The organism is Flavobacterium sp. GSB-24 (assembly GCF_027924665.1).
Classification (GTDB): Bacteria; Bacteroidota; Bacteroidia; order Flavobacteriales; family Flavobacteriaceae; genus Flavobacterium.
The window spans coordinates 1,123,889-1,148,849 of record NZ_AP027043.1; the positions used below are offsets into that span (position 1 = coordinate 1,123,889).

Annotated in this window: 22 protein-coding genes and 2 tRNA genes; 19 read left to right on the forward strand and 5 right to left on the reverse strand. The window is 33.9% G+C overall.

What is annotated here, in order from left to right; translation table 11 throughout:
* Positions 1-15 precede the first annotated feature (15 nt).
* Both rnhA and purN read right to left on the reverse strand, forming a co-directional pair.
* On the reverse strand, positions 16-492 hold the full coding sequence (gene rnhA, locus QMG60_RS05120; protein WP_134138893.1) for a ribonuclease HI: 477 nt from the start codon (positions 490-492) through the stop codon (positions 16-18).
* Positions 493-560: 68 nt separating this feature from the next.
* A complete protein-coding gene (purN, locus tag QMG60_RS05125; RefSeq protein ID WP_281867098.1) occupies positions 561-1,139 on the reverse strand; it encodes a phosphoribosylglycinamide formyltransferase in 579 nt (192 codons plus the stop codon).
* A gap of 175 nt (positions 1,140-1,314) precedes the next feature.
* On the opposite strand from purN, the gene QMG60_RS05130 reads away from it, so the two are divergent.
* The 17 genes from QMG60_RS05130 to QMG60_RS05210 all read left to right on the forward strand — a co-directional run bounded on the left by QMG60_RS05130 (position 1,315) and on the right by QMG60_RS05210 (position 21,080).
* Positions 1,315-1,551, forward strand: coding sequence for an acyl carrier protein (locus QMG60_RS05130; RefSeq protein ID WP_007137004.1), 237 nt, complete (start codon positions 1,315-1,317; stop codon positions 1,549-1,551).
* A 236-nt stretch (positions 1,552-1,787) separates the two neighbouring features.
* Positions 1,788-3,041 (forward strand): beta-ketoacyl-ACP synthase II, encoded by a 1,254-nt coding sequence (gene fabF / locus QMG60_RS05135; protein WP_057115578.1) that lies wholly within the window; start codon positions 1,788-1,790, stop codon positions 3,039-3,041.
* 9 nt (positions 3,042-3,050) lie between these two features.
* Positions 3,051-3,791: a ribonuclease III gene (gene rnc, locus QMG60_RS05140; RefSeq protein ID WP_057115579.1), complete on the forward strand. Its 741-nt coding sequence runs from the start codon at positions 3,051-3,053 to the stop codon at positions 3,789-3,791.
* Between the two features lie 125 nt (positions 3,792-3,916).
* Entirely contained in the window at positions 3,917-4,405 is a 489-nt protein-coding gene (locus QMG60_RS05145; RefSeq protein WP_057115580.1) for an IPExxxVDY family protein, read from the forward strand.
* 5 nt (positions 4,406-4,410) lie between these two features.
* Positions 4,411-5,844, forward strand: a complete 1,434-nt coding sequence (pyk, locus tag QMG60_RS05150) for a pyruvate kinase (protein WP_057115581.1) — start codon at positions 4,411-4,413, stop codon at positions 5,842-5,844.
* Between the two features lie 466 nt (positions 5,845-6,310).
* Complete coding sequence (locus QMG60_RS05155; protein WP_281867099.1) at positions 6,311-7,981, forward strand: arylsulfatase; 1,671 nt, start codon at positions 6,311-6,313, stop codon at positions 7,979-7,981.
* A 73-nt stretch (positions 7,982-8,054) separates the two neighbouring features.
* Positions 8,055-9,077 (forward strand): HAD family hydrolase, encoded by a 1,023-nt coding sequence (locus QMG60_RS05160; protein WP_281867100.1) that lies wholly within the window; start codon positions 8,055-8,057, stop codon positions 9,075-9,077.
* A 101-nt stretch (positions 9,078-9,178) separates the two neighbouring features.
* The gene (locus tag QMG60_RS05165; protein ID WP_057115584.1) at positions 9,179-10,009 is read left to right on the forward strand and encodes a hypothetical protein; all 831 of its coding nucleotides are present in this window, start codon (positions 9,179-9,181) and stop codon (positions 10,007-10,009) included.
* A 46-nt stretch (positions 10,010-10,055) separates the two neighbouring features.
* Positions 10,056-11,405 carry a DUF1214 domain-containing protein gene (locus QMG60_RS05170; RefSeq protein WP_281867101.1) on the forward strand — a complete coding sequence of 450 codons (1,350 nt, stop codon included), beginning with the start codon at positions 10,056-10,058 and terminating at the stop codon, positions 11,403-11,405.
* A 28-nt stretch (positions 11,406-11,433) separates the two neighbouring features.
* Complete coding sequence (locus QMG60_RS05175) at positions 11,434-12,924, forward strand: DUF1254 domain-containing protein (protein WP_281867102.1); 1,491 nt, start codon at positions 11,434-11,436, stop codon at positions 12,922-12,924.
* Positions 12,925-12,938: 14 nt separating this feature from the next.
* The gene (locus QMG60_RS05180) at positions 12,939-14,339 is read left to right on the forward strand and encodes a DUF2252 domain-containing protein (RefSeq protein ID WP_281867103.1); all 1,401 of its coding nucleotides are present in this window, start codon (positions 12,939-12,941) and stop codon (positions 14,337-14,339) included.
* Positions 14,340-14,602: 263 nt separating this feature from the next.
* Positions 14,603-15,178, forward strand: coding sequence for a DUF4136 domain-containing protein (locus QMG60_RS05185; protein WP_057115586.1), 576 nt, complete (start codon positions 14,603-14,605; stop codon positions 15,176-15,178).
* Positions 15,179-15,289: 111 nt separating this feature from the next.
* Complete coding sequence (locus tag QMG60_RS05190) at positions 15,290-16,465, forward strand: helix-turn-helix domain-containing protein (RefSeq protein WP_281867104.1); 1,176 nt, start codon at positions 15,290-15,292, stop codon at positions 16,463-16,465.
* Between the two features lie 72 nt (positions 16,466-16,537).
* Positions 16,538-17,503 carry a transporter gene (locus QMG60_RS05195; RefSeq protein WP_281867105.1) on the forward strand — a complete coding sequence of 322 codons (966 nt, stop codon included), beginning with the start codon at positions 16,538-16,540 and terminating at the stop codon, positions 17,501-17,503.
* Between the two features lie 65 nt (positions 17,504-17,568).
* Positions 17,569-18,729 (forward strand): BamA/TamA family outer membrane protein, encoded by a 1,161-nt coding sequence (locus tag QMG60_RS05200; RefSeq protein ID WP_281867106.1) that lies wholly within the window; start codon positions 17,569-17,571, stop codon positions 18,727-18,729.
* Between the two features lie 220 nt (positions 18,730-18,949).
* Positions 18,950-20,146: a C1 family peptidase gene (locus tag QMG60_RS05205; RefSeq protein WP_281867107.1), complete on the forward strand. Its 1,197-nt coding sequence runs from the start codon at positions 18,950-18,952 to the stop codon at positions 20,144-20,146.
* A 262-nt stretch (positions 20,147-20,408) separates the two neighbouring features.
* Positions 20,409-21,080, forward strand: coding sequence for a hypothetical protein (locus tag QMG60_RS05210; protein WP_281867108.1), 672 nt, complete (start codon positions 20,409-20,411; stop codon positions 21,078-21,080).
* A 435-nt stretch (positions 21,081-21,515) separates the two neighbouring features.
* Here the strand turns inward: QMG60_RS05210 and QMG60_RS05215 are convergent.
* The 3 genes from QMG60_RS05215 to rseP all read right to left on the reverse strand — a co-directional run bounded on the left by QMG60_RS05215 (position 21,516) and on the right by rseP (position 23,128).
* Positions 21,516-21,589: transfer RNA gene (locus QMG60_RS05215), tRNA-Asn, on the reverse strand.
* 38 nt (positions 21,590-21,627) lie between these two features.
* Positions 21,628-21,701, reverse strand: a tRNA-Asn gene (locus tag QMG60_RS05220).
* Between the two features lie 83 nt (positions 21,702-21,784).
* Entirely contained in the window at positions 21,785-23,128 is a 1,344-nt protein-coding gene (gene rseP / locus QMG60_RS05225; RefSeq protein ID WP_281867109.1) for an RIP metalloprotease RseP, read from the reverse strand.
* 460 nt (positions 23,129-23,588) lie between these two features.
* On the opposite strand from rseP, the gene QMG60_RS05230 reads away from it, so the two are divergent.
* Positions 23,589-24,278: a hypothetical protein gene (locus QMG60_RS05230; RefSeq protein ID WP_281867110.1), complete on the forward strand. Its 690-nt coding sequence runs from the start codon at positions 23,589-23,591 to the stop codon at positions 24,276-24,278.
* Positions 24,272-24,919 carry an ABC transporter ATP-binding protein gene (locus tag QMG60_RS05235; RefSeq protein WP_281867111.1) on the forward strand — a complete coding sequence of 216 codons (648 nt, stop codon included), beginning with the start codon at positions 24,272-24,274 and terminating at the stop codon, positions 24,917-24,919. The genes QMG60_RS05230 and QMG60_RS05235 overlap by 7 nt, the downstream gene beginning before the upstream one ends.
* Positions 24,920-24,961 lie beyond the last annotated feature (42 nt).

Here is a 24,961-nt window from a genome sequence, read left to right on the forward strand (position 1 = left end):
ACTTGATGCGTTTTTTTATTCTTTAGATCCTATAGTTTCGTAGTAAACGTCTACAGAAAGTTTGGGCTGCATAGATGCCATAACGGCAAGTTCATCACAGCGTTCGTTTTGTGGATGATTGTTGTGGCCTTTTATCCATTTAAAATCGACCTGGTGTTTTCGGTAGGCAACTAAAAAGCGTTTCCATAAATCTGGGTTTTTTCTCCCGGCAAATTTCTTTTTTTCCCAGCCTAAAACCCATTTCTTTTCAACAGAATCAACGACATATTTAGAATCAGAAATCACAAGGACTTTCATATTTGGCTTTTTCAGTTTTTCTAAACCAACAATTACAGCCAAAAGTTCCATTCTATTATTAGTAGTAAGCCGAAAACCTTCGTAAAATTCTTTTTTGTGAGGTGTTCCAACCAATTCCATGACTACGCCGTAACCTCCATTTCCAGGATTTCCTTTTGCTGCGCCATCTGTATATATATGTACTTCGTGAGTCATTTATTTAGAGTGTAGATTTTAGATTTTAGATTGCAGATTTCTGCGACCTAAAAATTGGAATTTGGAATTTAAATTTTGGAATTTGAATCTTCCAGAATCTTATGGATAATCTCAGGAAAATGTGTTTGTTCCAGCTCATGAATCTTTTCTGCAACAGTTTCTGGGGTGTCTTCGTCTGTTAAGGATATATTTGCTTGAAAAATAATACCGCCCTCATCATAATTTTCATTTACATAATGAATAGAAATTCCAGTTTCTTTTTCTTTGTTATTTACTATAGCCCTGTGAATGTGCATGCCGTACATACCTTTACCGCCATATTTAGGTAAAAGTGCAGGATGGATATTTATTATTTTATTTGGATATTGTTCGATTATGTTTTCAGGAAATTTCAATAAAAAACCTGCAAGTACGATCAAATCCGGGTCGATTTTTTGTATTTTTTGTAATACATTTCGCTCTAAAAGTTCGTTTTTTGCGAAGATTTCGACTGGAATTTGATGATTTTTTGCTCTGTCAATAACTTTTGCTGAGGCATTATTTGTAAAAACCGAAACCACCTTTGCAATTTCACTGTTCGAAAAATATTTTATAATGTTCTCTGCGTTAGTTCCTGATCCTGAGGCAAAAACGATAATTTTTTTCATAATAGAATTTATTTTGAGAATGCAAAAAACGGAATAAAAAACGAAAATAAATAGCTTTAAAAGACCTTTCTTGAAATTAATTTTATAAATTAGTGTCACATTTATAAACTAAATAGTTGTTTTAAAATAAAGTTTTTTATTTTTGCCAACAAATTAAATTCTAAAATTAAAGATTATGTCAGACATTGCATCAAGAGTAAAAGCGATTATCGTAGACAAATTAGGTGTTGACGAAAACGAAGTTGTAACAGAAGCAAGCTTCACTAATGATTTAGGAGCTGACTCATTAGACACTGTTGAGCTTATTATGGAATTCGAAAAAGAATTTGATATTCAAATTCCAGACGATCAAGCAGAAAACATTGCTACTGTTGGTCAAGCTATTTCTTATATCGAGGAAGCTAAAAAATAATAATACCACACCCGAATTTTAAAAATTCCAAATTTGAATATCCAAATTCCAAAATTGGAGTTTGTTTTTTAAAAATAGAAATTTTTAAAAGTCGGGTGTTATTATTTTTTTAAATTTAAATTTCGATTGATTTTCAATCAAAAAGATATATTTATATTGTAATTCCCATGGCTCTTAAGTAACAATAAGTTAAGAAAGCGTGGGTTTTATTTGTTTAAAGTACAAAATACATATTTATGGCATTAAGGCGAGTTGTTGTAACAGGATTAGGTGCACTTACTCCTATCGGGAATAATATCCAGGATTATTGGAATGCACTTGTGAATGGGGTTAGCGGAGCGGCTCCTATAACATATTATGATACAGAAAAGCATAAAACGAAATTTGCCTGCGAAGTAAAAAACTTCAACATTGAAGATTACATGGATCGTAAGGAATCTCGTAGATTAGATAAATTTGCGCAATATGCAATTGCTGCCAGTGATGAAGCTATTAAAGATGCTGGAATTACTAATGATAATGTAAACAAACAAAGAGTTGGTGTTATCTGGGGAGCAGGAATTGGAGGTTTAGAAACTTTCCAAGACGAAGTTATGTATTATGCTAAAGGTGATGGAACTCCAAAGTTCAATCCGTTTTTTATCCCTAAAATGATTGCCGATATCGCTCCTGCGCATATTTCTATGCGTAATGGTTATATGGGACCAAATTATACTACGGTTTCTGCATGTGCATCTTCTGCAAATGCATTAATCGACGCTTTCAACTACATTCGTTTAGGAATGTGCGATGTTATTGTTTCTGGAGGTTCTGAAGCTGCAGTTACAATTGCAGGTATGGGAGGATTTAGTTCAATGCACGCTTTATCTACAAGAAACGAAAGTCCAGAAACGGCTTCAAGACCTTTTGATGCAACCAGAGATGGTTTCGTTTTAGGAGAAGGAGCAGGAGCTTTGGTTCTTGAAGATTACGAACATGCTAAAGCTAGAGGTGCTAAAATTTATTGTGAAATTGGCGGTGGCGGAATGTCGTCTGACGCTTATCACTTAACTGCACCACATCCAGAAGGAATTGGAGTAATTGCCGTAATGGAAAATACTTTGAGAGATGCTGGAATGAACCCTGAAGATGTAGATCACATTAATACTCACGGAACTTCTACTCCATTAGGAGACGTTGCTGAGTTAAAAGCGATCAGTAAAGTTTTTGGAGAACATGCTAAAAACATCAACATCAACTCAACAAAATCAATGACAGGACATTTACTTGGTGCTGCTGGAGCTATTGAAGCAATTGCTTCGATCTTAGCAATGCAACACGGAATTGTTCCTCCAACGATTAACCATACTGTTGTTGACGAAAATATTGATCCATCATTAAATCTTACTTTAAACAAACCTCAAAAACGTGAGGTAAATGTTGCAATGAGTAATACATTTGGTTTTGGTGGACACAATGCTTGTGTATTGTTTAAAAAACTAGTTGACTAATTTCTGTATATGAATATTATCAAAAAAATATTTTCTAAATCCCGTTCTCTAGAAGACGGGATTTTTTTTGACACTATTCAGAAAATTCTTGGTTTTCAGCCTTCTAGCATCGATTTTTATAAGAGAGCTTTTACGCATCGCTCTTCTAATAAACTGGATCCAAATGGGCATCCTATTAATTACGAACGCTTGGAATTTTTAGGAGATGCGATGTTAAGTGCCGTAATTGCCGCACATTTATTTAATAAAGCCCCAAATGGAGATGAAGGTTATTTAACCAAAATGCGCTCAAAAATTGTGAGCCGCGAACATTTGAATGAATTAGGTAAAGATTTAAACTTAGTACAGTTTGTAGAAAGTAAAGTGCCAATTCAGCACTTTGGCGAAAACATTCATGGTAATATTTTTGAATCTCTTATTGGAGCAATTTATTTAGATAAAGGCTATTCTTTTTGTGAAAAATTCATACAGAAAAGAGTAGTAACTCCTTATGTCGATATTGCTCGACTTGAAGGAAAAGTTATAAGTTATAAAAGTCTTGTTATTGAATGGTGTCAAAAAGAAAAAAGAGTTTTTCATTATGATATTTTTGAAGATAATGGTATAGACGGACAGCGTTTATTTGGTGTTAAACTTAGTATTGACGACAAAGTAGTTGCGAGAGCGAGAGCAACTTCAAAAAAGAAAGCCGAAGAGAAAGCATCTCAAAGAGCTTACTTTGCGTTTCAAGAAAAAATTGACAAGAAATAGCTGCAAAAATGTTGTAAGTATCACAATGCTACAACGTTTTCGTTTATAATTTAACAAAACAACCATGTTATAACCGTTGAAGCTCCGTTTAGAAATAGTATATTTACAACTTGATTTTTCAAGACATGGCTATTCATAGATTGGATTTAGACGAATTTGACGAAATTGATTATTATTTAATGGCAATTCATACTTCATTAGAAGATTATCGATTAGCCTATTTTATAAATAAAATCCTTCCGATAAACTTAAGTAAGAGCAAAAACGAGATCCATGCTCAGACTAAGGAAGGAGAAGCAAATTTTTCGAGATTCTATTATTATGATTCTGAAAAAGCTGTTTCCTGGAATTTAATTCAGAATAAAAATGAAATCATTTCTGTGAGTACGAATGATTTTCAGAATTTGTTTTCTAATGAAACAAGTGAGGTTTCGACAACAATTCATTTACTTCCTGAATTTAAAAAAGTCGATTTTTTCCTGAAAATAGACAATAGCGAAGAGGCGCTTAATTTTTCAGAAATTCAACAAAAACTAAATACCATTGAAAGTATTGCAGCTATTTATGCTGTAGATACAGATAAAATAAAATCAAAAAACAATCTAATTTTTTAAAAAAAATGTTAACAAACAAGAAAACCAAAATTGTTGCTACACTTGGCCCGGCTTGTAGTACAAGAGAGATCATCAAAGATATGATCGATGCAGGGGTTAATGTGTTTAGAATCAATTTTTCGCATGCAGATTACGAAGGAGTAAAAGAAAAGATTAATATTATTAGAAGCCTTAACGATGAGTTTGGTTACACTACAGCAATCTTAGGAGATTTGCAAGGACCAAAACTTAGAGTAGGTGTAATGGAAGAAGGTACTGTAGTACATGATGGTGATGAAATCACTTTTACAACTGCAGAAGATATTATTGGAACATCGAAAAAAGCCTTCATGAAATATCAAAATTTTCCAAATGATGTTAACGTTGGAGAGCGTATCTTGCTTGATGATGGTAAACTTATTTTCGAAATTGTTTCTACAGATAAAAAAAGTGAAGTTGTTGCTAGAGTTATCCAAGGTGGAGAATTAAAATCTAAAAAAGGAGTTAATCTTCCAAACACAAAGATTTCTTTACCAGCTTTAACTGAAAAAGATATTGCCGATGCGATTTTCGCAATTGAGCAAAGAGTGGATTGGATTGCGCTTTCGTTTGTAAAAACACCACGCGATTTACAAGACTTACAAGAATTAATCGCAAAGCATTCTGACGTTAAAATTCCAATTATTGCTAAAATTGAAATGCCGGAAGCTCTTGAGAACATGGATAAAATTGTAGCGTATTGCGATGGTTTAATGGTGGCACGTGGAGATCTAGGAGTTGAACTTCCTGCTCACGAAGTACCGTTGGTTCAAAAAGATTTGATCCGCAGAGCAAAAACAGCTAGAATTCCTGTTATTGTTGCAACTCAAATGATGGAGACAATGATTACAAGTTTAACTCCAACAAGAGCAGAAGTTAATGACGTTGCTAACTCAGTAATGGACGGAGCAGATGCTGTAATGTTGTCTGGAGAAACTGCTACAGGAAATTATCCAGTACAAGTAATTCAAAAAATGGCACAAATTTGTGAGGCTGTGGAGAATTCACCACTAATCCAAGTTCCACAAAATACTCCGCAAATTAAAACAAAACGTTTTGTTACTAAAACAGTTTGCCACCAAGCAGCTTTATTAGCAAATGAAATCGAAGCTAAAGCAATATGTACTTTAACAAACAGCGGTTATACAGCTTTCCAAATTTCAGCTTGGAGACCAGCTTCTGCTCATATTTTAGTATTTACTTCAAACAGAAGAATCTTAACACAATTGAATTTATTATGGGGAGTTAAATCTTTCTACTATGATAATGAAGAAAGTACAGATGATACTGTAACAGATGTAAATCAAATTGCAGTTGAAAAAGGTTATGCACAAAAAGGAGATTATTTAATTAATCTTGCTGCAATGCCAATCAAAGAAAAAGGAATGGTTAACACTATGAGAGTTTCTGAAATAGAGTAAATTATTCTATACATATATTTTAAAAGCCGCTTGATTCAAGCGGCTTTTTTTGTTTTAAATCTTTTACTTACACATTTTTCACCTCTGGCTACAAAGATTTCTGTTTAATAGAATTAATTAATAGTCATTTTTACTATATGTAAAAAAGCGTTTTCTTCTATTTTTCATTTATCATTTTTATAAAAATGATGCTTTTTGTTGCAAATTCCTCATTTATGTTGTTTCATTTTATAAAATGAAACAAGCTCTCGCCAAATAAATACAATTATTCGCTCATTTATTAGCTAATTTTGAGAAGCTTAAAAAAAAGTTAAAAAAATATCTCAAGTTTCTGGAATAAATCTTCCAAACCATATCAAAAAAATATACTCCATTAATAAGTTTTTGAAAGCAGCATTTTACCCATTTTTCTTTCGGATTTACAAACTCATATAAATAACAAGATCATTAACGAATTTTTTTTATCATGAAACAGAGTAAACTTAAAAATGCCATAATGCTTTTTGCATTTGTTTGCTTCACACTTATTGAAGCAAATGCTCAGAATAGTAAAAAACCAAATATTCTGGTGCTATGGGGTGATGATATAGGAACAACTAATATTAGTGCCTATAGTGATGGAGTTATGGGATATACCACCCCCAATATTGATCGTTTAGCGAATGAAGGAATGCGATTCTTACATTATTATGGAGAACAAAGCTGTACTGCTGGCCGTGCAGCGTTTTTAACAGGACAGCATGGTCTAAGAACCGGATTGACAAAAGTGGGTTTCCCTGGAGCACCAATGGGAATGAGTCAGTTAGATCCTTCTGTTGGAGGAATAATGAAAAGCCTTGGATATGCAACTGGACAGTTTGGTAAAAATCATGTGGGAGATCGTAATGAGAGTTTACCGACAGTTAATGGTTTTGATGAATTTTTTGGAAATCTTTACCACCTAAATGCAGAAGAAGAGCCAGAATTGCCAGATTATCCAAAAGACCCAGAATATCTGAAAAAATTTGGACCTAGAGGAGTATTAAAATGTACTGCAACAAATGTTGATGACGGAACTACAGATCCTCGTTTTGGAAGAGTTGGAAAACAAAGAATCGAAGATACAGGACCTCTTACTAAAAAAAGAATGGAAACTGTAGATGACGAAACATCAGCAGCAGCCATCGATTTTATTAAAAGACAAAATGCAGCGGGAAAACCATTTTTTTGCTGGTTTAATGCCACTCGTATGCACCTTCGTACACATGTTAGAGCAGAACATAGAGGCAGATATACACACGGCGATAGTGAATATATCGATGGTATGATCGAACATGACGAAACAATTGGTAGTATTTTGAAAGCCCTAGACGATTTAGGAATTGCTGATAATACTATTGTTGTGTATTCTACAGATAACGGTCCTCATATGAATACATGGCCAGATGGCGCAATGACTCCTTACCGCTCAGAAAAAAATACAAACTGGGAAGGTGCTTTCCGCGTACCTTGTATTGTTCGCTGGCCAGGACATATTAAAGCAGGAACTGTAACTAATGAAATAATGAGCCATAACGACTGGATTCCCACATTTGCTTCAATTGCAGGTGAGCCAGATATAATAAATAAACTTTTAAAAGGTTATTCTGCAAATGGAAAAACATATAAAGTGCATTTAGATGGTTTTGATCAAAGTAAATTTTTAGAAGGCAAAACACCAAAAAGTGCCAGAGATAAATTCTTTTACACAGATGATGACGGACTTTTAGTTGGGTTGAGAGAAGGAGATTATAAATATGTTTTTGCCGAACAAAGGTTAGGAGGAACATTAGGAGTCTGGGCAGAACCTTTCACCAAACTGCGTTTGCAAAAGATATTTAATTTATATCAGGATCCTTTTGAAAGAGCTGATATAACTTCAAATACTTTTTGGGATTATCAGTTGAATCATGTGCAACTAATGTATGGTGCAATTCAAGATGTCGTTGTATTTGCAGAAACATTTAAAGAGTATCCTCCAAGATCAATTCCACCAAGTTTCTCTGCTTACACAATTATGGAAGAAGCGATGAAAGATATTAAAGCACAAAAATATATTGAGAAAAACGTTCTTCCTAAATTAAAAGAGGATGAAGCAGAAACAAAAAAGAAAAAATAGAAATAGTATTTAATAAAAAAAAGCTTGAGTTACCCCATAACTCAAGCTTTTCAATAACTTAAAAATCAATATCATGATGTATAAGAAAATATATATATTGCCCTTATTTCTATTGTTGTTGGTTTCTTGCAAAAAAGCTGATACAGTTTCAACAACGACTTCTACTGCTTCTGACACTACAAAAATTGCCACAAGTTCTGATCCGCTGCCAAGCTGGAATGATACTCCGTTGAAAAAAGAAATTATCGATTATGTTACCAAAGTCACCAAAGAAGGAAGCGCCGATTTTATTCCTGTACAAAACAGAATTGCCACTTTTGATAACGACGGAACGCTATGGGCTGAAAAACCTTATGTTCAAGAACTATTTGCTTTTTACCGTGTAAAAAAAATGGTGGAAGCCAATCCTTCTTTAGCACAAAAACAGCCGTTTAAAGCCGTTGTAGAAAAAGACAAATCTTTTTTTGAAAAAGGAGGCGATAAAGCGCTTATCGAATTAGTTGCTGCAACCCATACAGGAATGACCGAAGACGAATTTGAAGCTTCTGCCAAAGAGTTCTTTGCCGGAGCCAAATATCCAGGCAAAAACGTTTCTCTAAAGCAAATTAGATACCAGCCTCAGTTAGAACTGCTGAATTATCTCCGTGCAAACGGTTTTAAAACTTTTATTGTGACCGGAGGAACCATAGAATTAGTCCGTGCGATTTCGGAAGATTTTTACGGAATTCCAAAAGATCAAGTAGTAGGAACTTCTTTTAAATACAAATTTGATGATGCCGCAAACAGTATAAAAAGAGAACCTGCTTTAGATCAATTTAATGATAAAGAAGGAAAACCTGTTGGCATACAATTGCATATTGGTCAAAGACCTGTTTTTGCCTGCGGAAACGAAGGCGGCGCTGGTGATCTTGCCATGCTTAGATATTCTCAAGGAAGTAAATATCCTTCATTCCAAATGATTGTAAATCACAATGATTCTATCAGGGAATATAACTATCAGGAAAAAGATAATTTATCACTAAATACGGCTGCTAAATATAAGTATCACGTAATAAGTATGAAAGACGACTGGAAAAAGATATTTCCAGACCAATAATTTGAATTAGTGAAAAGTAAAATGAAACAGCTTTTAAAGTTGAAAGTTGTTTCATTTGATTTTCTGAGAATGATTACGAAATCCTTTTAAAGTCTCTGATTATGAAATATGTATTAGCAAATAATAGCATCAAATTATTCTCTACGGCGGTATTTTTTCTTTTAAATTTCGCTGCATTCGCACAAGAAGAACCTGCAAAACCAGGCTCAAGTGCTCAAGAATTAGCAGATAAATTAGCCAATCCGGTTGCTAGTTTAATTAGCGTTCCATTACAAAACAATCTTAGTTATGGTATTGGACCATTTAACGGATCAAAATATACTATAAATATACAACCCGTAATTCCTTTTAAATTAAGTGATAATTTAAACTTAATTACGCGTTACATCCTTCCAGTAGTTGATCAACGCGATATAACTGGTGAAAACACGCACGAATTTGGATTAAGTGATGCAACTGTAACAGCCTTTTTCGCACCTAAAACGAAAGGACTTATTTTCGGAATTGGACCAGCGTTTTTAGTACCAACTGCAACAGAGAAATTCTTAGGAACAGAAAAATTTGGTGTTGGGCCAAGTGTTTTGGTAATGCATCAAGGCAAAGGACTTTCGGTTGGTTTTATAGCCAATCAAATTTGGTCTGTCGCGGGCAATGAAGACCGTGCCGATTTCAATAGTTTTTATACACAAATCTTTCTTTCACACAGTTACAAAAGTGGAGCGAGTTTAGGCGTAAATGCCGAAATTACTCAAAACTGGGAAGCCAATACTACTTTAATTTCCTTAAATCCATCCATTGGAGCCGTTACCAAATTAGGAGATCAAGTCGTTCAGTTTGCTGTTATGCCTCTGATACCAATTGTAGGGCCTCATGAAATTAAACCCGATTGGGGATTAAGAGCTGTTGTCGCTTTTGTATTTCCAGGCTCTTAAAAGGCTTCTTCATTTAAGATTATTTCTCATTTAAAAAAGTTATTCCATGAAAAAAGCACTTCTAATTTTAGTTGCAGCAATTCTGTTTGTCAGCTGCAAAAAAGAAACATCAACTTCAGAAAAATCAACTTCCAATGTAGAAGCAGCAAATGCAGTTCCTTCAGATCAGGATATTGTAGATGCTTATACTTATTTATATGCAAGATATTTAGTACTGCAACAAGAAAATTATGATATCAATGTCGAGAAAATAGGATACAATAAAATCAAATACAATCCGCTGGGTTCAGCTCAGTTTGTAAATCCAAATTTAGATGTCGCTTATCTAGAAGCTTGGATTGCTGTAGATAAGGATCATGCAGTTATTTTAAATGTTCCTAAAATTGAAGGACGTTATTATACCGCACAATTATTAGACGGCTGGGCCAATGTAATTGTCAATATCAACAACCGTAACTTTCCTAAAACTCCTTACGGGAAATTTGCTTTGGTTTTAAAAGGATCAAATCCAACCATTCCTGCAGATGCTGTAAAAATAGAACTGCCGGCAGAAAAAGCAAAAATTCTGGCTCGTGTAGAATTAAAAGGAACTCCAGATATTGCACAAAAACTGCAAAAACAATTTACGCTGACAGTTCCTGAAGGAATTAAAATTGCGCCTCCAGTTGCTATTCCAGATTTTACACCCAAAAAACCAATTGGCGGTGAAATATTTGACAAAGTCGAAGAAGTCCTAAATTCTTATCCTGACGTAATGCCAAAAGGAAAAGAGTATCAGGCCAAAGCAATCGCAATTGGAGAATATCGCAAAAAAGATGACAAAGCCAAAGCCCGTATCGATGAAATTGTTGAAACAAAAGCAATTCCAGGATTTTTAGCTGGAGCAAAAGGCTTTGGAACTCAAAAAGGAGGCTGGTCAGTATCATACGCGACAGGTAATTTTGGTGATGATATTTTGGCACGTGATATTATTAATTATGGAGGTTTATGGGCTAATAAAATTGATGAAGCCATTTATTTCATTGGATTAATTGACAGCAATAAACAGCCATTAAGCGGAGATAAAGTTTATGAAATCAGATTTCCAAAAGATGGACTTCCAGACAAAGTGGTTAATGCATTTTGGTCAGCAACGGTTTACAGCGTACCTGATTATCGAGTAGTACCTAATAAATTAAAACGCTATAACCTTAATAATGTTTCGGGTTTAAAGAAAAATCCTGATGGTTCTTTAAGCATTTGGTTAGCTTCTTCATTGCCAAAAGATGCAATCGAAAGCAACTGGCTGCCAACTCCTGCAGGAAAAGGTTTTTCTATCAACTTTAGAACGTATGTTCCTAAGAAAGAAGTTCAGGATGGTAAATGGTTTCCTGCTCCTATTGAAGAGAAAAAATAGCACTTTTTAATACTCAAAAACAAAAGTTATGAAAAACAAAAGCCTTATAATACTTGTAGTTTCTATGCTGATTTTAGCTGTTGGATGTGAAAAAAAGACAGTAATAAATGAAACGTCACCATCTGACACAACAACAGTTGTGGCTTCTGAGTTTGGAACTCCAGTAAAAATGGATGGCGAACTGCCTTCAAAAGAATCGATTCCGGTTTTGTTTGATGAAATGGATTTTCAGCAGGCAACCCAATGTTATTTATGGGGATTGCCAATTGTGGCTTTCGCCGAATGGCAGCAAATTCATTACAAAACATTTAATGCTACAAGTAATGACCTTGTTTTTTATAATACTTATAATGACCGTTTAGGAATTCTAACAGGAAATGCTACAACGCCTTATATTATGTCATTTATTGACCTTGCTGCAAACGGACCAACGGTTATTGAAATGCCCGCAGGACACACAGCAGGCGGGCTTGGAGATTTTTGGCAGCGTGAGCAAGCCGTAATTGGTGAAATGGGACCTGATAAAGGGAAAGGGGGAAAATACATTTTAGTGCCGCCAACGATGAAAGATTTCAAACCAGCAGGATATTTTATAGTGCCGTGTACGACAGTAAATATGTTTTTCGGATTCAGAGCATTAGATCCAGATCCAAAAGCGACTGAAACATTGGTAAAACAAGTAAAAATTTATCCATACGCACAACGCGCCAATCCAACACCTACAAAAGTGGTAAGTCCGCCGGCAGGAAAAAAATGGTACGGAATTCAGCCAACGGGAATCGCTTATTGGGAACGCCTTCATGCTATTTTACAAAACGAACCAGTTGAAGAACGCGATCGTTTTTTCATGGCCTGGCTTAGAAATCTCGGAATCGAAAAAGGCAAACCTTTTACGCCAGACGAACGTCAGAAGAAAATTTTAATTGCCGCTGCTGCGAAAGGACAACAAATGGCCATGGCAAATTCTTTCAACAAAAGATTCAAAGATGTGAAACACTGGCCGGATAAAAAATGGGATTATGTAATGATCATCAAAGATCCCTCGCAGCATGCTGATAATTACGACGAATTCTTCGAAAGAACTTCTTATTTCTATGAAGCCGTTACATATTCAAAAGCTATGATTACCAAAATTCCAAATGTCGGTCAGGCGTATTTAGGCTCGTATTATGACAGTGAAGGCAACTGGTTAGACGGCGGTAAAAATTACACGCTGAAAGTTCCGGCAAATCCACCTGCAGTCAATTTCTGGTCGATTACGATTTATGATACAGCAACACGATGTTTGATTGATAATCCGCAGAGAAATGCTGATTTATCTTCCCGTAAGGATCTGATAAAAAATGCCGATGGCTCTGTTGATTTATATTTTGGACCAAAAGCTCCAGCAGGAAAAGAGAAAAACTGGGTGCAGACTTTACCAGGAAAACACTGGTTTACTTATATGCGCTTTTATGGACCGACAACAGCTTATTTCGATAAGAGTTGGAAAATGGATGATATTAAAGAAGTGAAGTAGATTAAAAACAGATTATGGCTGAAGAATTTGAAAATAGAACTGACACTTCATTTGATGCTGCAGCTTCAAAAGCGGAACGTTTTGAGAAAGGCGCTGCCATTAGGAAAGTTACGTCCCGTTCGGTTCATCGGCAATTGAATCTCGCAGATGATCGCGAAGATCCTGTAGAGATTCTCATTAAAACAAGTATTGGAAGAATCGAAAATCTATTGCCTATTCGATATAGCCGAATGATGGAGTCGCCTTTTGCATTTTTTAGAGGAGCCGCCGCAATTATGGCTGCCGATTTGGCTCACACGCCCAATACTGGAATTCATTTGCAGCTTTGCGGTGATTGTCATTTGATGAATTTTGGCGGATTTGCAACTCCAGAACGTAAACTGGTCTTTGATATTAATGATTTTGACGAAACATATCCAGGTCCGTGGGAATGGGATTTGAAAAGACTGGCTGCCAGTTTTGCAATTGCCGGGAGATGGAAAAAATTTTCGAACAAAACCTGTAAGGAATTTGCATGGAATGTCGCTGATAGTTACAAAAGGCACATGTTGGAATACAGTAAATTATCGGCACTTCAAATTTGGTACGCGCATATTGACCTGGCAGAATTAATAGAAAAAGGAGAAGACGAAGAAATAAAATCCTTTCAGCAAAAACGAATCAAAAAAGCAGCTGAATATACCGCACACGAAAAAGAGTTTGCAAAAATGACTTATCACGAAGGTTCGCGCGCAAGAATAAAAGACGATCCACCTTTAATTTATCATCCAACGGGAGAAGAAGGAAAACGAATTTTGAAAGAAGCCGAAATTGTGCACAAACGTTATATCGATTCTCTGCCAGATGATAAAAAGGTGCTTTTAAACCGTTACACTTTACACGATCTAGCTGTAAAAGTGGTAGGTGTAGGAAGTGTCGGTACAAGCTGCGGTATTAGTTTACTGATGTCGGCAACTGGTGAACCTATTTTTTTACAATTTAAAGAAGCCCGAAAAAGTGTACTCGAAGAAAATGTAAAAATTAAAAACAAGTATCCGCACGAAGGAGAACGAATTGTAATGGGACAAAAGCTGATGCAGTCTGCCTCGGATATGTTTTTAGGATGGACAAACGACAGCCAGAACAAGTTTTTTTACATCCGCCAGCTTCGTGATGCCAAAGTAAAACCAGTTCTTGAAATAATGAAAGAACAAAATATGAATGATTATGCCAAAGCCTGCGGATGGGCACTTGCAAGAGCGCACGCAAGAACAGGCGACCCATCTTTATTATCTGGATATATGGGCAAAAATGACGAATTCGCCGACGCAATTGCCAAGTTTTCCATTTTATATGCAGATCAAAATGAGTCAGATTACAATAAAATGGTCGAAGCTGTAAAAGCAGGAAGACTCCCAATTTCGCCAGAGATATAATTTTTAAATAACTGCATAGAGTAAAATAAATTTGAAATTTATGAATTTAACAAGGAGGAAAAAAAACAAGTAAGATTTTATTTATTTAATTGAATTATTAAATAAAATGATTTATCTTTGAGAGTAAGCTAAGTAATTGTTTAGTAGATACTTGTGTGTATTTAGGTCGTATTTAGCCATTCTAAGCCCTTCTATTCAAGATTTTAAGTTTTTAATACATTCTAGTTAAAAATAATTTAATTAACAATTTAAATACTACAAAAATGATTAAAAGAACAAATCTTCGTATACTCCCAGTATTGTTTTTGGGATTAATTTACAGCTGTTCTCCAACTGTAAAAGTCACATCAGATTATGATCATTCTGCCAACTTTGGCGAATATAAAACCTTTGCGGTTTATGATTTAAAAGCACAGCAAGGCCAAGTTAATCAACTAAATGTTGATCGTGTAACAAAAGCTATTCGAAACGAAATGCTTGCTAAAGGCTTTACAGAATCTAGTAATCCTGATTTAAAAGTAAATGCAGTTTCGATATTAAAAAATAAAACTTCTGTAAGTGCAAACACAGATTTTTATGGATACGGCGGTATGTATCGTCCGTACGGATATTGGGGCGGCGGCGCTATGATGGGAGGAGCCAATACAACATTCAATACCTACGATTATGTCGATGGTTCATTGGTAATTGATATTGTCTCTACTAAAAGTCAAAAACTGCTTTGGCAGGGAATTGGAAATGCTGAAATTGACAGTAAACCAGATAATCCCGAAGAATTTATAAATGGTGCTATCAAAAAAATACTTGCTGATTTTCCTCCAGGATCAGCTAAAAAGTAAATAATCAATAGTACAGCTTTGTGCCTGTCAATTGAGGCAGGCTCGAAGCTTCTATTTGAATGCTCCCTTTCGCATTTTTAAGAGAAATAATGCTAATTAACCTTAAAAAAAATGATCGATATATTACTTTCACTCTTCTTTTTTATAGCCACAATTGCAGGTCTGGCTACCTCAATTATGGTGCTTTTTTCCAAAAAAAACTATTCAAAAAGTTTCTTTTTAGGAATGTTTTTGCTGAGTCTTGCAGTGGTAAGTATTTACAATTTTTATCTGTCTGCCAATACCATTAAAAACTTTCCAGAACTATTCACTATTACAAAATCGTTTATTTTTTTAGCTGCCCCTTGTTCTTATTTATATGTTAGAAACATTTTATCTCTCAATAAAAGAATCAGGAAATACGATTGGCTTCATTTTCTGCCTTTTGTTATTTATTTTGTATTGACACTTTTTGCATACGTTGGAAGTTTTACCAATCTAAAAGCGGCACATTATATTGCAATCAAAATCAAAAATCCATTTTCTATTTTAGCCTTGACGATTTGGCTGTCCTATGTCTTTTTTCAAACCATGTTGATTTTAAACTATGATCTGAAAAAATTTAAAGGAGATCAATTTCATCGAATTAAAGTAATCAACTGGATCAAGATTTACAATCTTATGATTTTGTTTTTATTTTCTGCGCTTTTTGTTCATCACTTTCTGTTAAGAAAAATTGATGTTGTAGACATTTCCTGCTATTTCTTAATTTCATCAGTTTTGTTTTTTACTGTGGGATGGCTTTATTTCAAACCTCAAATTTTTCATGATGAAGAAGAAACATTCGATTTTATAAGCGACAATACGGTTGCTGTAAAATCAAAAGAAATCAAGAATAATCTTCTCATAACATATGAGTTAACACCCGAGAAAAAAGAAGATTATTTATTAAAACTAGATTATGTTTTAAATGCTAAAAAGCTTTTTTTAAAGAAAGATTTTGTAATCAGAGACTTGTCTGATGAAACAGGAATATCTGTTCACCATTTATCCAATTTAATTAATTCTGAATTTGGACTTCATTTTCAGGATTATGTAAACCTCAAAAGGATAGAATATTTTAAAGATAAAATAAACGATCCAGAATGGAAAGATTTGTCTCTAGAAGGAATGGCTTGGGATTCTGGTTTTAAATCCCGTACAACCTGTTTTAGAGCATTTATAAAGCATACTGGGAAATCACCATCAGAATATTTTAAAACCATTAGAATAAATCCTGATCGTACAAGTGCTTACTATTTTAAATAAGAAATAGCTGTTGTATAAAATCAGTTATGATTAGCGCTCGTAAAGTCTTAATTAATTTTAAAACATTTCGATATGAAAGCAAAAATTAGTAATTCGAAAAAAGCATTACAATCAATTTTCACCATTATATCATTAGCCATTTCCTTTCACAGCACGGCACAATTAAAAGGAGGACATATTCTTGGCGCCATGGGACTTCAATCAGGAACTCAAGCTCCAGAAAATACTTTAGCAGTATATATTCCAGGTTATATTTATACGGCATCTTCGTTAAGGAATGGTGACGGGGACAAAATTGGCAATCCAGATTTGACTATGTTTATAACTGGGGCAGGAGCCTCTTATGTAAGCGACTTTAAAATTCTGGGGGCCAATTATGGTGCAACTATTTTATTAGCAGGTGCTTCTAATACTATTCAAGGAAGTTATATCGATTCAAAAAGTGATTTTGCGTTTACAGATATGTATGTACAGCCCATTCAGCTGGGCTGGCATAACAAAAGAGCCGATTTTATTTTTACTTACCAAATGTATCTTCCAACAGGAAAATATGAACTTGGCGGAAGTAATAACAGCGGTTTAGGAATGTTTATGAATGAGTTTTCAGCAGGAACAACTTTGTTCTTTAATGATAAAAAAACATTTCATTTTTCAGCATTAGCCTCTTACGAAATTAATGGAAAGAAAAAAGATACCGATATCAAAACAGGTGATATCCTTAGTGTTGAAGGAGGTCTCGGGAAAACTTTTTATTGTATGAATGCTGAAAAAACAGCACCAAAAGGAATATTAAATGCAGGTTTAATTTATTATTTCCAATACAAAGTTTCTGATGATAAAATTCCAGTAGGAAGCCTATTGCTTGAGCCAGATAAAGATCATGTCGGCGGACTTGGCGCTGAGATTAATTACCTTCATATTGGCTGTATGACTTCTGCAGGATTGAGATGGATTGGAGAAGTTAACGCTGTAAATAGATTTCAAGGAAATACCTTCTTCATTACGCTGGCACATGTTTTCGAGTTCAAGAAAAAGTAATTAAGAGATTTCGGAACTTTAAGAATACGGTAATTTTTAAATGTAAAACGATTCAGCTTCTTTATATGAAAAACAAAAAAACACCACCAAAAATTATCCTATTCTTGCTTGGATTTCTATTGTCATTTAATGTTATAAATGCACAAAAACAGCATATAAGTGCAAAAGATTCTCTAGACGGAGCGTTTGATTTAAGTGATTATATTATTTACGCACACGGATTTCTGGTCGTTCCAACCGTAATTACAGAACCAGCTTTAGGAGGAATTGGAGGTGCAATCGTGCCTGTTTTCTTAAAAAAACATGCACCAATTGTAGACGAAAATGGTAAAAAGCGTTTTATAAATCCAGATATCACGGGCGGAATCGGGATGTATACAGGAAATAAAAGCTGGATGGTTGGGGCTTTTCGTTCAGGAACGCTTATTAAACCCAAAATATTATACAGAGTTATGGCTGGCTATGGCGATATGAATTTATCATTTTATGCTAACAACAGACCAAATCTGCCAGATCAGGAATTTAAACTCAATTTTAAATCTACTATTTTTTATACACAATGGCTCAAGCAGTTTAATAATCCAAAATGGAGTGCAGGACCACAATATCTTTTTTTAAATTCTAAAATAAACCTGCCTGATGTTAATCTTCCCCCGCCATTTGTAGATCCAAAAGATATTAAAAGTACCATAAGCCAGCTCGGATTAGCAGTGCAATTCGACGGACGTGATAATATTTTTACACCAGATAAAGGAATTAGGCTTCAATCAGATTTCTTCTGGTCAGATAATATTTTAGGAAGTGATTATGATGCCTGGCGCGTCAATTTATCTGCAATTGGATTTTATCCCTTAACTAAAAAATTAATCGGCGGGCTGAGGATTGAAGGGGAACAGGCGTTTGGTAACCCGCCTTTTTATCTTTTGCCGGGAATTAATTTAAGAGGAATTCCAGCCGCACGATACCAAGGAAAAACAAGTATTGTAACAGAAGCCGAATTAAGATGGGATTTTTACCGACGATGGAGTATAATGGGTTATGGAGGTCTAGCAAGTGCTTTTAACGATTGGGACGATGCTTTTGCAAAACCAGTTGTTTATAGTTACGGAACAGGTTTCAGATATTTACTGGCCAGAAAGTTTAAACTCAGAATGGGTGTTGACGTTGCAAAAGGACCAGAAGATTGGGCTTACTATATCGTTTTTGGAAGTAATTGGTTGCGATAAATTAAAAGCAAAAAACTTGTAAGAAGTTGATTTATAAAAAAATAATTTTGAAAAGCCTCAATATTGCATTATTGAGGCTTTTTGTCGTAAATAACCTAATAATTATATTCATTAAGAAAACATTAACAATTAAACATTACACAAATTCTATAATATTTAATTGTTTTGTAACAAATTAGAAACATTAGAGACTAATTTTATTAAACTTTAAACATAAATTATGAATACATTTTCATTCAAATCAGTGTTTGCAGCTTCAGTATTTTTAGCTGGAACAGCAGGCTGTTTTGCGCAAGACGTGTTAGTAAATTCACTTAAACTAAACGCTAGCGACAAAAGTAAAGAGAACTTTAAATTTACAGAAGTAATTAACTTAGGTACAACCTCAGTAAAAACTCAAGGTTCATCTGGAACTTGCTGGAGTTATTCAACAAACTCATTCTTAGAGTCGGAAATGATTCGTTTAGGAAAACAGCCAGTAGAATTATCTCAAATTTACTCTGCAAGAAATGTATATGTTGACAAAGGTGTAAATTATGTTCGTATGCACGGAGCAATTACCCTTGGAGACGGAGGAGCTTTGCACGATGTAATAAATATGTACAAAAAATACGGAACTGTTCCTAGAGAAGTTTACACAGGATTAAACTACGGAACAGATAAAAATAAATTTGGAGAAATGGCTGCTCTAATCGAAGGAGTTTTGGCAGCTGTTGTTAAAAACCCGAACGGAGAATTGACACCAAACTGGCAAAAAGCTTACACAGCAGTTATTGATTCTTATTTAGGAAAAGTGCCTGATAACTTCAATTACAAAGGAAAAAACTATACGCCGCAATCTTTTGCAAAAGAAGTGGTTGGAATTAACCCAGATGATTATGTAGAAATGTCATCTTTCACAACATCTCCGTACTATCAAAAAACTACAATGATGGTGCCAGACAACTGGTCATTGGATCAAGTTTACAACGTAAAAGTAAACGATATGACAGATGTTATAGACAATGCTTTGAAAAAAGGATATACTGTAGCTTGGGCAACAGATGTTAGCGAGAAAAGCTTCAGCTGGAAAAATGGTGTAGCTTATGTTGCATCTAAAAAATTCGACGATATGACGGCTGAAGAAAAAGCAGACATGTTTAACGGACCAAAAGCAGAACCAGAAATTACTCCAGAAATGCGTCAGGCTGCGTTTGATAACTACGCAACAACAGACGACCACGGAATGCACATTATTGGTTTAGCAAAAGATCAAACTGGAAAAGAATACTATATCGTAAAAAATTCTTGGGGAGAAACAAACGACTACAAAGGTTTCTTGTTTGTAACTAAGAACTTCGTAAAATATAAAACTACAGCATTATTAGTAAACAAAGGAGGAATTCCAACTGAGATTGCTAAGAAGTTGGGGGTTTAATTACTCTGAGTTTTTAAATAAATAGGAAAGCGCTGCAATGAAAATTGCGGCGCTTTTTTTATTGATTAATTATATATTTTTCATTAAGCCATTTTTCCTATAAACAATTTAAGGAACCTTTTTCCCTAATCAGGAACACTTAAAAGAAAAGAAGCGCTTCAACGTTTTTTCTAGTTATTTGCGGAGAATATTAATCGTAACGGCTTGAATGGCATATATTTAATAAAATTTTAAGGCGATCCATTAATTTTATTGAATATTTATGAAAAAGCTCGAAGCGTTTTTAAGCGCATTTTTAATAATAGTATCTCTTAATTGCTTTGCACAACAAACTGCAAATGCCCAGGGATCTTCCGCTAACGGAAAAACTATAATTTTAACCGACAATCTTGCTTCAAACAGTGATTATGTTATAAAATCATATTATGTAGAAGAGAGAATCAATAAACTTTTTGGAGGCAGAATTACAACTTATGAGGTAACTAAATTGGATATGGTTTATACCAACGATTTAGGACCAAATAATACTAGAACTATTATTCCGAGATATGTCAAGCGAAAACAAAAAGGAGCAAGTATGACACAGCCTGAAGTTTCTATTGAAAGTATAACAGCCTATTCAGAGCCAGTTGTGGTTAAAGTTCCAGCTGAGCCTGAAAAATATGTCAAAGTAGATGTAACGAGAACTTATGAAAGAGTGCTGGAAAAAGGATATAAATCTCCAGAAATGCTTCAAAAGGTTGCGGATCGACTTTACTTCGAAGGAAACTTTAATACAGCGGCAGGATATTATGAGCAATTGTTTAATCTCGTTAAAGATCCAGATGTTATTTATTATTACAGATACGCCCAGTCTTTAAAATCAGTCAACCAAATCGAAAAAGCTGATTTGTTGATGAAACGATTTAAAAGCGAGACCTTGGTAGTGAAGTAGATTTTGTTAGCCGCAGATTTTAACCGCAAAGACACTAAGAAAAAGCGCAAAGGTTAATTAGATCTAATTTTATAGATTTTGAAAATCAATATTAAAAAAAAGGTGAACAGTTGAAACCAAAGGCTATGTTAATTTGATAATTTAAACAAAATGGTTTACATAAATCAAAAAATCAAGCATGTTATTAGATATCTTGTTTGTCATCTCGAGGGGCCAGAGATCAATGGTTTGTCGACATAGATTGGCAATTTAAATTGTGTAGTTTCTTGCGTGATTTCTTCCTTTGGTCGAAATGACAAAATTGGCGCTTTTTGCGTAAAACCCTGCGCCTTTACTATTAAAATAATCAGTCCTAAAGTATTGGAATTTGGAATTTTTTAAACTTTGGAATTTGACAAAAAAAAAGACGATCAAATTGATCGTCTTTTTTTTAAGCTCCCCCTCTTGGGCTCGAACCAAGGACCCTCTGATTAACAGTCAGATGCTCTAACCAACTGAGCTAAGGAGGAATCACCTTAAAGGTAAATATGTTTGCTAAAAAAAGTTGCTCCCCCTCTTGGGCTCGAACCAAGGACCCTCTGATTAACAGTCAGATGCTCTAACCAACTGAGCTAAGGAGGAAGTTGTTGCTCTTTTTAGCGAGTGCAAATATAAAACTATTTTTAGTTTCTCAAAAACATTTTCACTCTTTTTATTAAATATTTTTACTTGCCTACAATTGCTTTGTAAATGTCGTTTCCGTTAGCAAATAGTAATAGTGAAATAAGTAAAACAAAACCAACCATTTGCGCATTCTCTAGGAATTTATCACTTGGTTTTTTACCGCTGATCATTTCATACAATAAAAACATTACGTGACCACCGTCAAGTGCTGGAATTGGCAATAAATTCATAACTCCAAGCATAATTGACAATAAAGCCGTGATTGACCAAAATACTTCCCAGCTCCAAGAAGTAGGGAAAATATTGAAAATTGCTGCAAAACCGCCAACTTGTTTGTAAGCTTTAGTTTCTGGATTAAAAATCATTTTCAATTGTTTTCCGTAACCTACTAATTGATCTTTACCTTTTTCAAGACCAACCGGAATAGATTCGAAGAAACCATATTCTTTAGTACTGATTTTATAGTAACCTAGTTTTTCTAATGATTTCATGTCTAAACCTCCTGCAACCACACCTAGTTTTCCTTCGTTATTAACTTTTAAGGTAATTGGAGTTTCTTTTAAATCACGTAAAACAACAGCTGGAATTGATTTGCCTTTATTAGCTTCTAAAACTGTTTTAGCTTCATCAAAGTATTTAATCTTTTGTCCATTTAAAGAAAGAACCAAGTCTTTTGGTTTTAAGTTTTGATTAGGAGATTCTTCCGCAACTTTACCAATTGCAAAAGGAGTACGAATACCAATAAGAAGTCCTTTTTCTGTTTTAGAAAGTTGGTCTACAAAATCAGTCGGCATTGTTATAGTCTGCTGTTTTCCGTCTCTTTCAATTAAAACATGTTTTGCCATGATAACATTCATGTTCATATCACTGTCGTAATTTTCTACAGCTTTTCCGTCAATAGAAATAATTTTATCGCCAGTTTTAAAACCAGCTTTAATCATAGCAGGATTTTCAATTGCAACACCATCCTTTAAATCGGCATTAGCAATATAAGTATCTCCGTAGGCAAAAGCCATTCCGATATAAATAATAAAAGCCAGAATAAAGTTTACAGTAACGCCGCCAAGCATAATAATTAAACGCTGCCAAGCTGGTTTAGTACGAAATTCCCAAGGCTGTGGAGGCAGAGCCATTTGCTCTTTGTCCATACTTTCATCAATCATTCCAGAAATTTTCACATAACCTCCAAGCGGAAGCCATCCGATACCATATTCTGTTTCTCCTATTTTCTTTTTGAAAAGTGAATATTTAACATCAAAAAACAAATAAAATTTTTCGACTCTTGTTTTAAACAATTTTGCAGGGATAAAATGCCCTAATTCATGAAGAATAATAAGTAAAGATAAACTCAATAGAAATTGAGAGAGTTTGATAACTATATCCATTTTTTATTTTTAGTTCGTATTTAACGCACAAAAGTAGCGTTTTCTTATTTAATTTAAGACCGCAAGATAATGTTTAAGGTTTTAAATGTTTGTTAATAATTGACCTTACTTTTCAATAAAGTAAATATTGTTCGTTTGTTAGTAACATTTTTGATTATTTGTTACAAATATCTTCGGCAAGTATTTGTAAAATGAGCTTTTATTCTTTGGTTATAAATAAAAAACAGTAAATTTCGGAAAAAAAATATTGAGAACAATCTTACATTATTTGTTTTTGGTTCGTTTTAGAAAATTAGTTTCTAAAGATGATAATCTGGCAGTATTTCTAATTATAGCAATCCATTTTGTCAGCGCATTTTTAATTTATAAAAACTTCGAAAAGTTCAGGAGTTATGTTCCCCTCCTTTTCTTGGAGATAGTGGTTTATCATTTGCAGAGGTTAGATGTAGAGCTTCTAAAAATGAAAAAAAATTATAAATTAATTCTATTTATAGAATACCTTATTTATTCATCTCCATTTTATTTAGTACTCTTATTAAAGAATGAATTTATTTTTATCGCAGCAATTATTTTGTTTAAGATTCTATTAATCAATGCTCCTAAATTCAATTTAAAAATCATTAAATATCCTTTTGATACATTTAATATCTACTGGCATATCTCGTTTAGAAAATACAAGCTGATTTATATTCTTCCAATTTTGATTACCATTATTTTTATGGCGGTAAACAGTAAAAATCAAAATCTATTGTATGCGGTTTTTTTAGGTTTGTCTTTAATAACCTGCATTCCATCCTTTGAAAGAGAAACAATAGAAGAAATAAAACAGAATCCTTTTAGTGCCAAAAAATACTTGATTTTTCAGTTTAAAAATTCAATTATTAATACTGCTTATTTAGTGCTTCCAGTAGCTCTAACATTGTGTTTCTTATTGCAGTGGGAGAAATTAATATTTCTCATTTTTATATTTATTGTTCCTCTTTTAAATCTTCTGTTCAAGTATATCTATTTTAATAACAATTATTTACAGCAGATTTTCTTTACTCTTTTTATAGCTTCAAGTATTTTTTTATTTGGAGTTCCATTGTTGGCAACACCTTTTATTTATAAAAAAACGATTCAAAACTTAAACGAATTAAAAACATGCTGAAGATTATTATTGATCAGAAAAAATATAAAGACAAATCAATATTAGAAAACATTAATATCAGTATTGATCAACCTGGAATTTATGGTGTTATTGGTAAAAACGGTCAAGGTAAAACAACACTTTTTAAATGTATTTTAGGTTTAGAAAAGTTTAATGGAAGCTGTTCCATTAATGAAGAAAAAGTAGTACTGCAAAATGCAGGCTGGGTTCCAACAGATCCTCCAATTTATGGAGAACTTACTGCGGTCGAATTTTACGATTTTTATGCCCATTTAGTAGATGTAAAAAGAAAAAACACGGAACAAATATTTGAAGTTCCAAGTAATCAATTAATACGCGAGTTTTCTACAGGAATGAAAAAGAAAACGTATCTGAATGCCGTTTTTCAAAAAGAGTTTTCAATTTATATTTTAGACGAACCTTTTAACGGTCTCGATTTAGAATCAAATTATTTGTTGATGAACCATATTAGAGCACTTTCAAAAAAGAGTATTATTTTTATTTCTTCGCATATTTTAGAGATACTTTACAGGGATTGTGGCAAAATTTTTCTACTTCAAAATAAGAACATTACTCAGTTTGAAAAAAGCCAATATTCAGAAATTGAGAAAGAATTGTTTGCGATAAATAATATTGAATAGAATTTGGTTTAAATGTTTGTTAATTAATAAACATTTCAATTT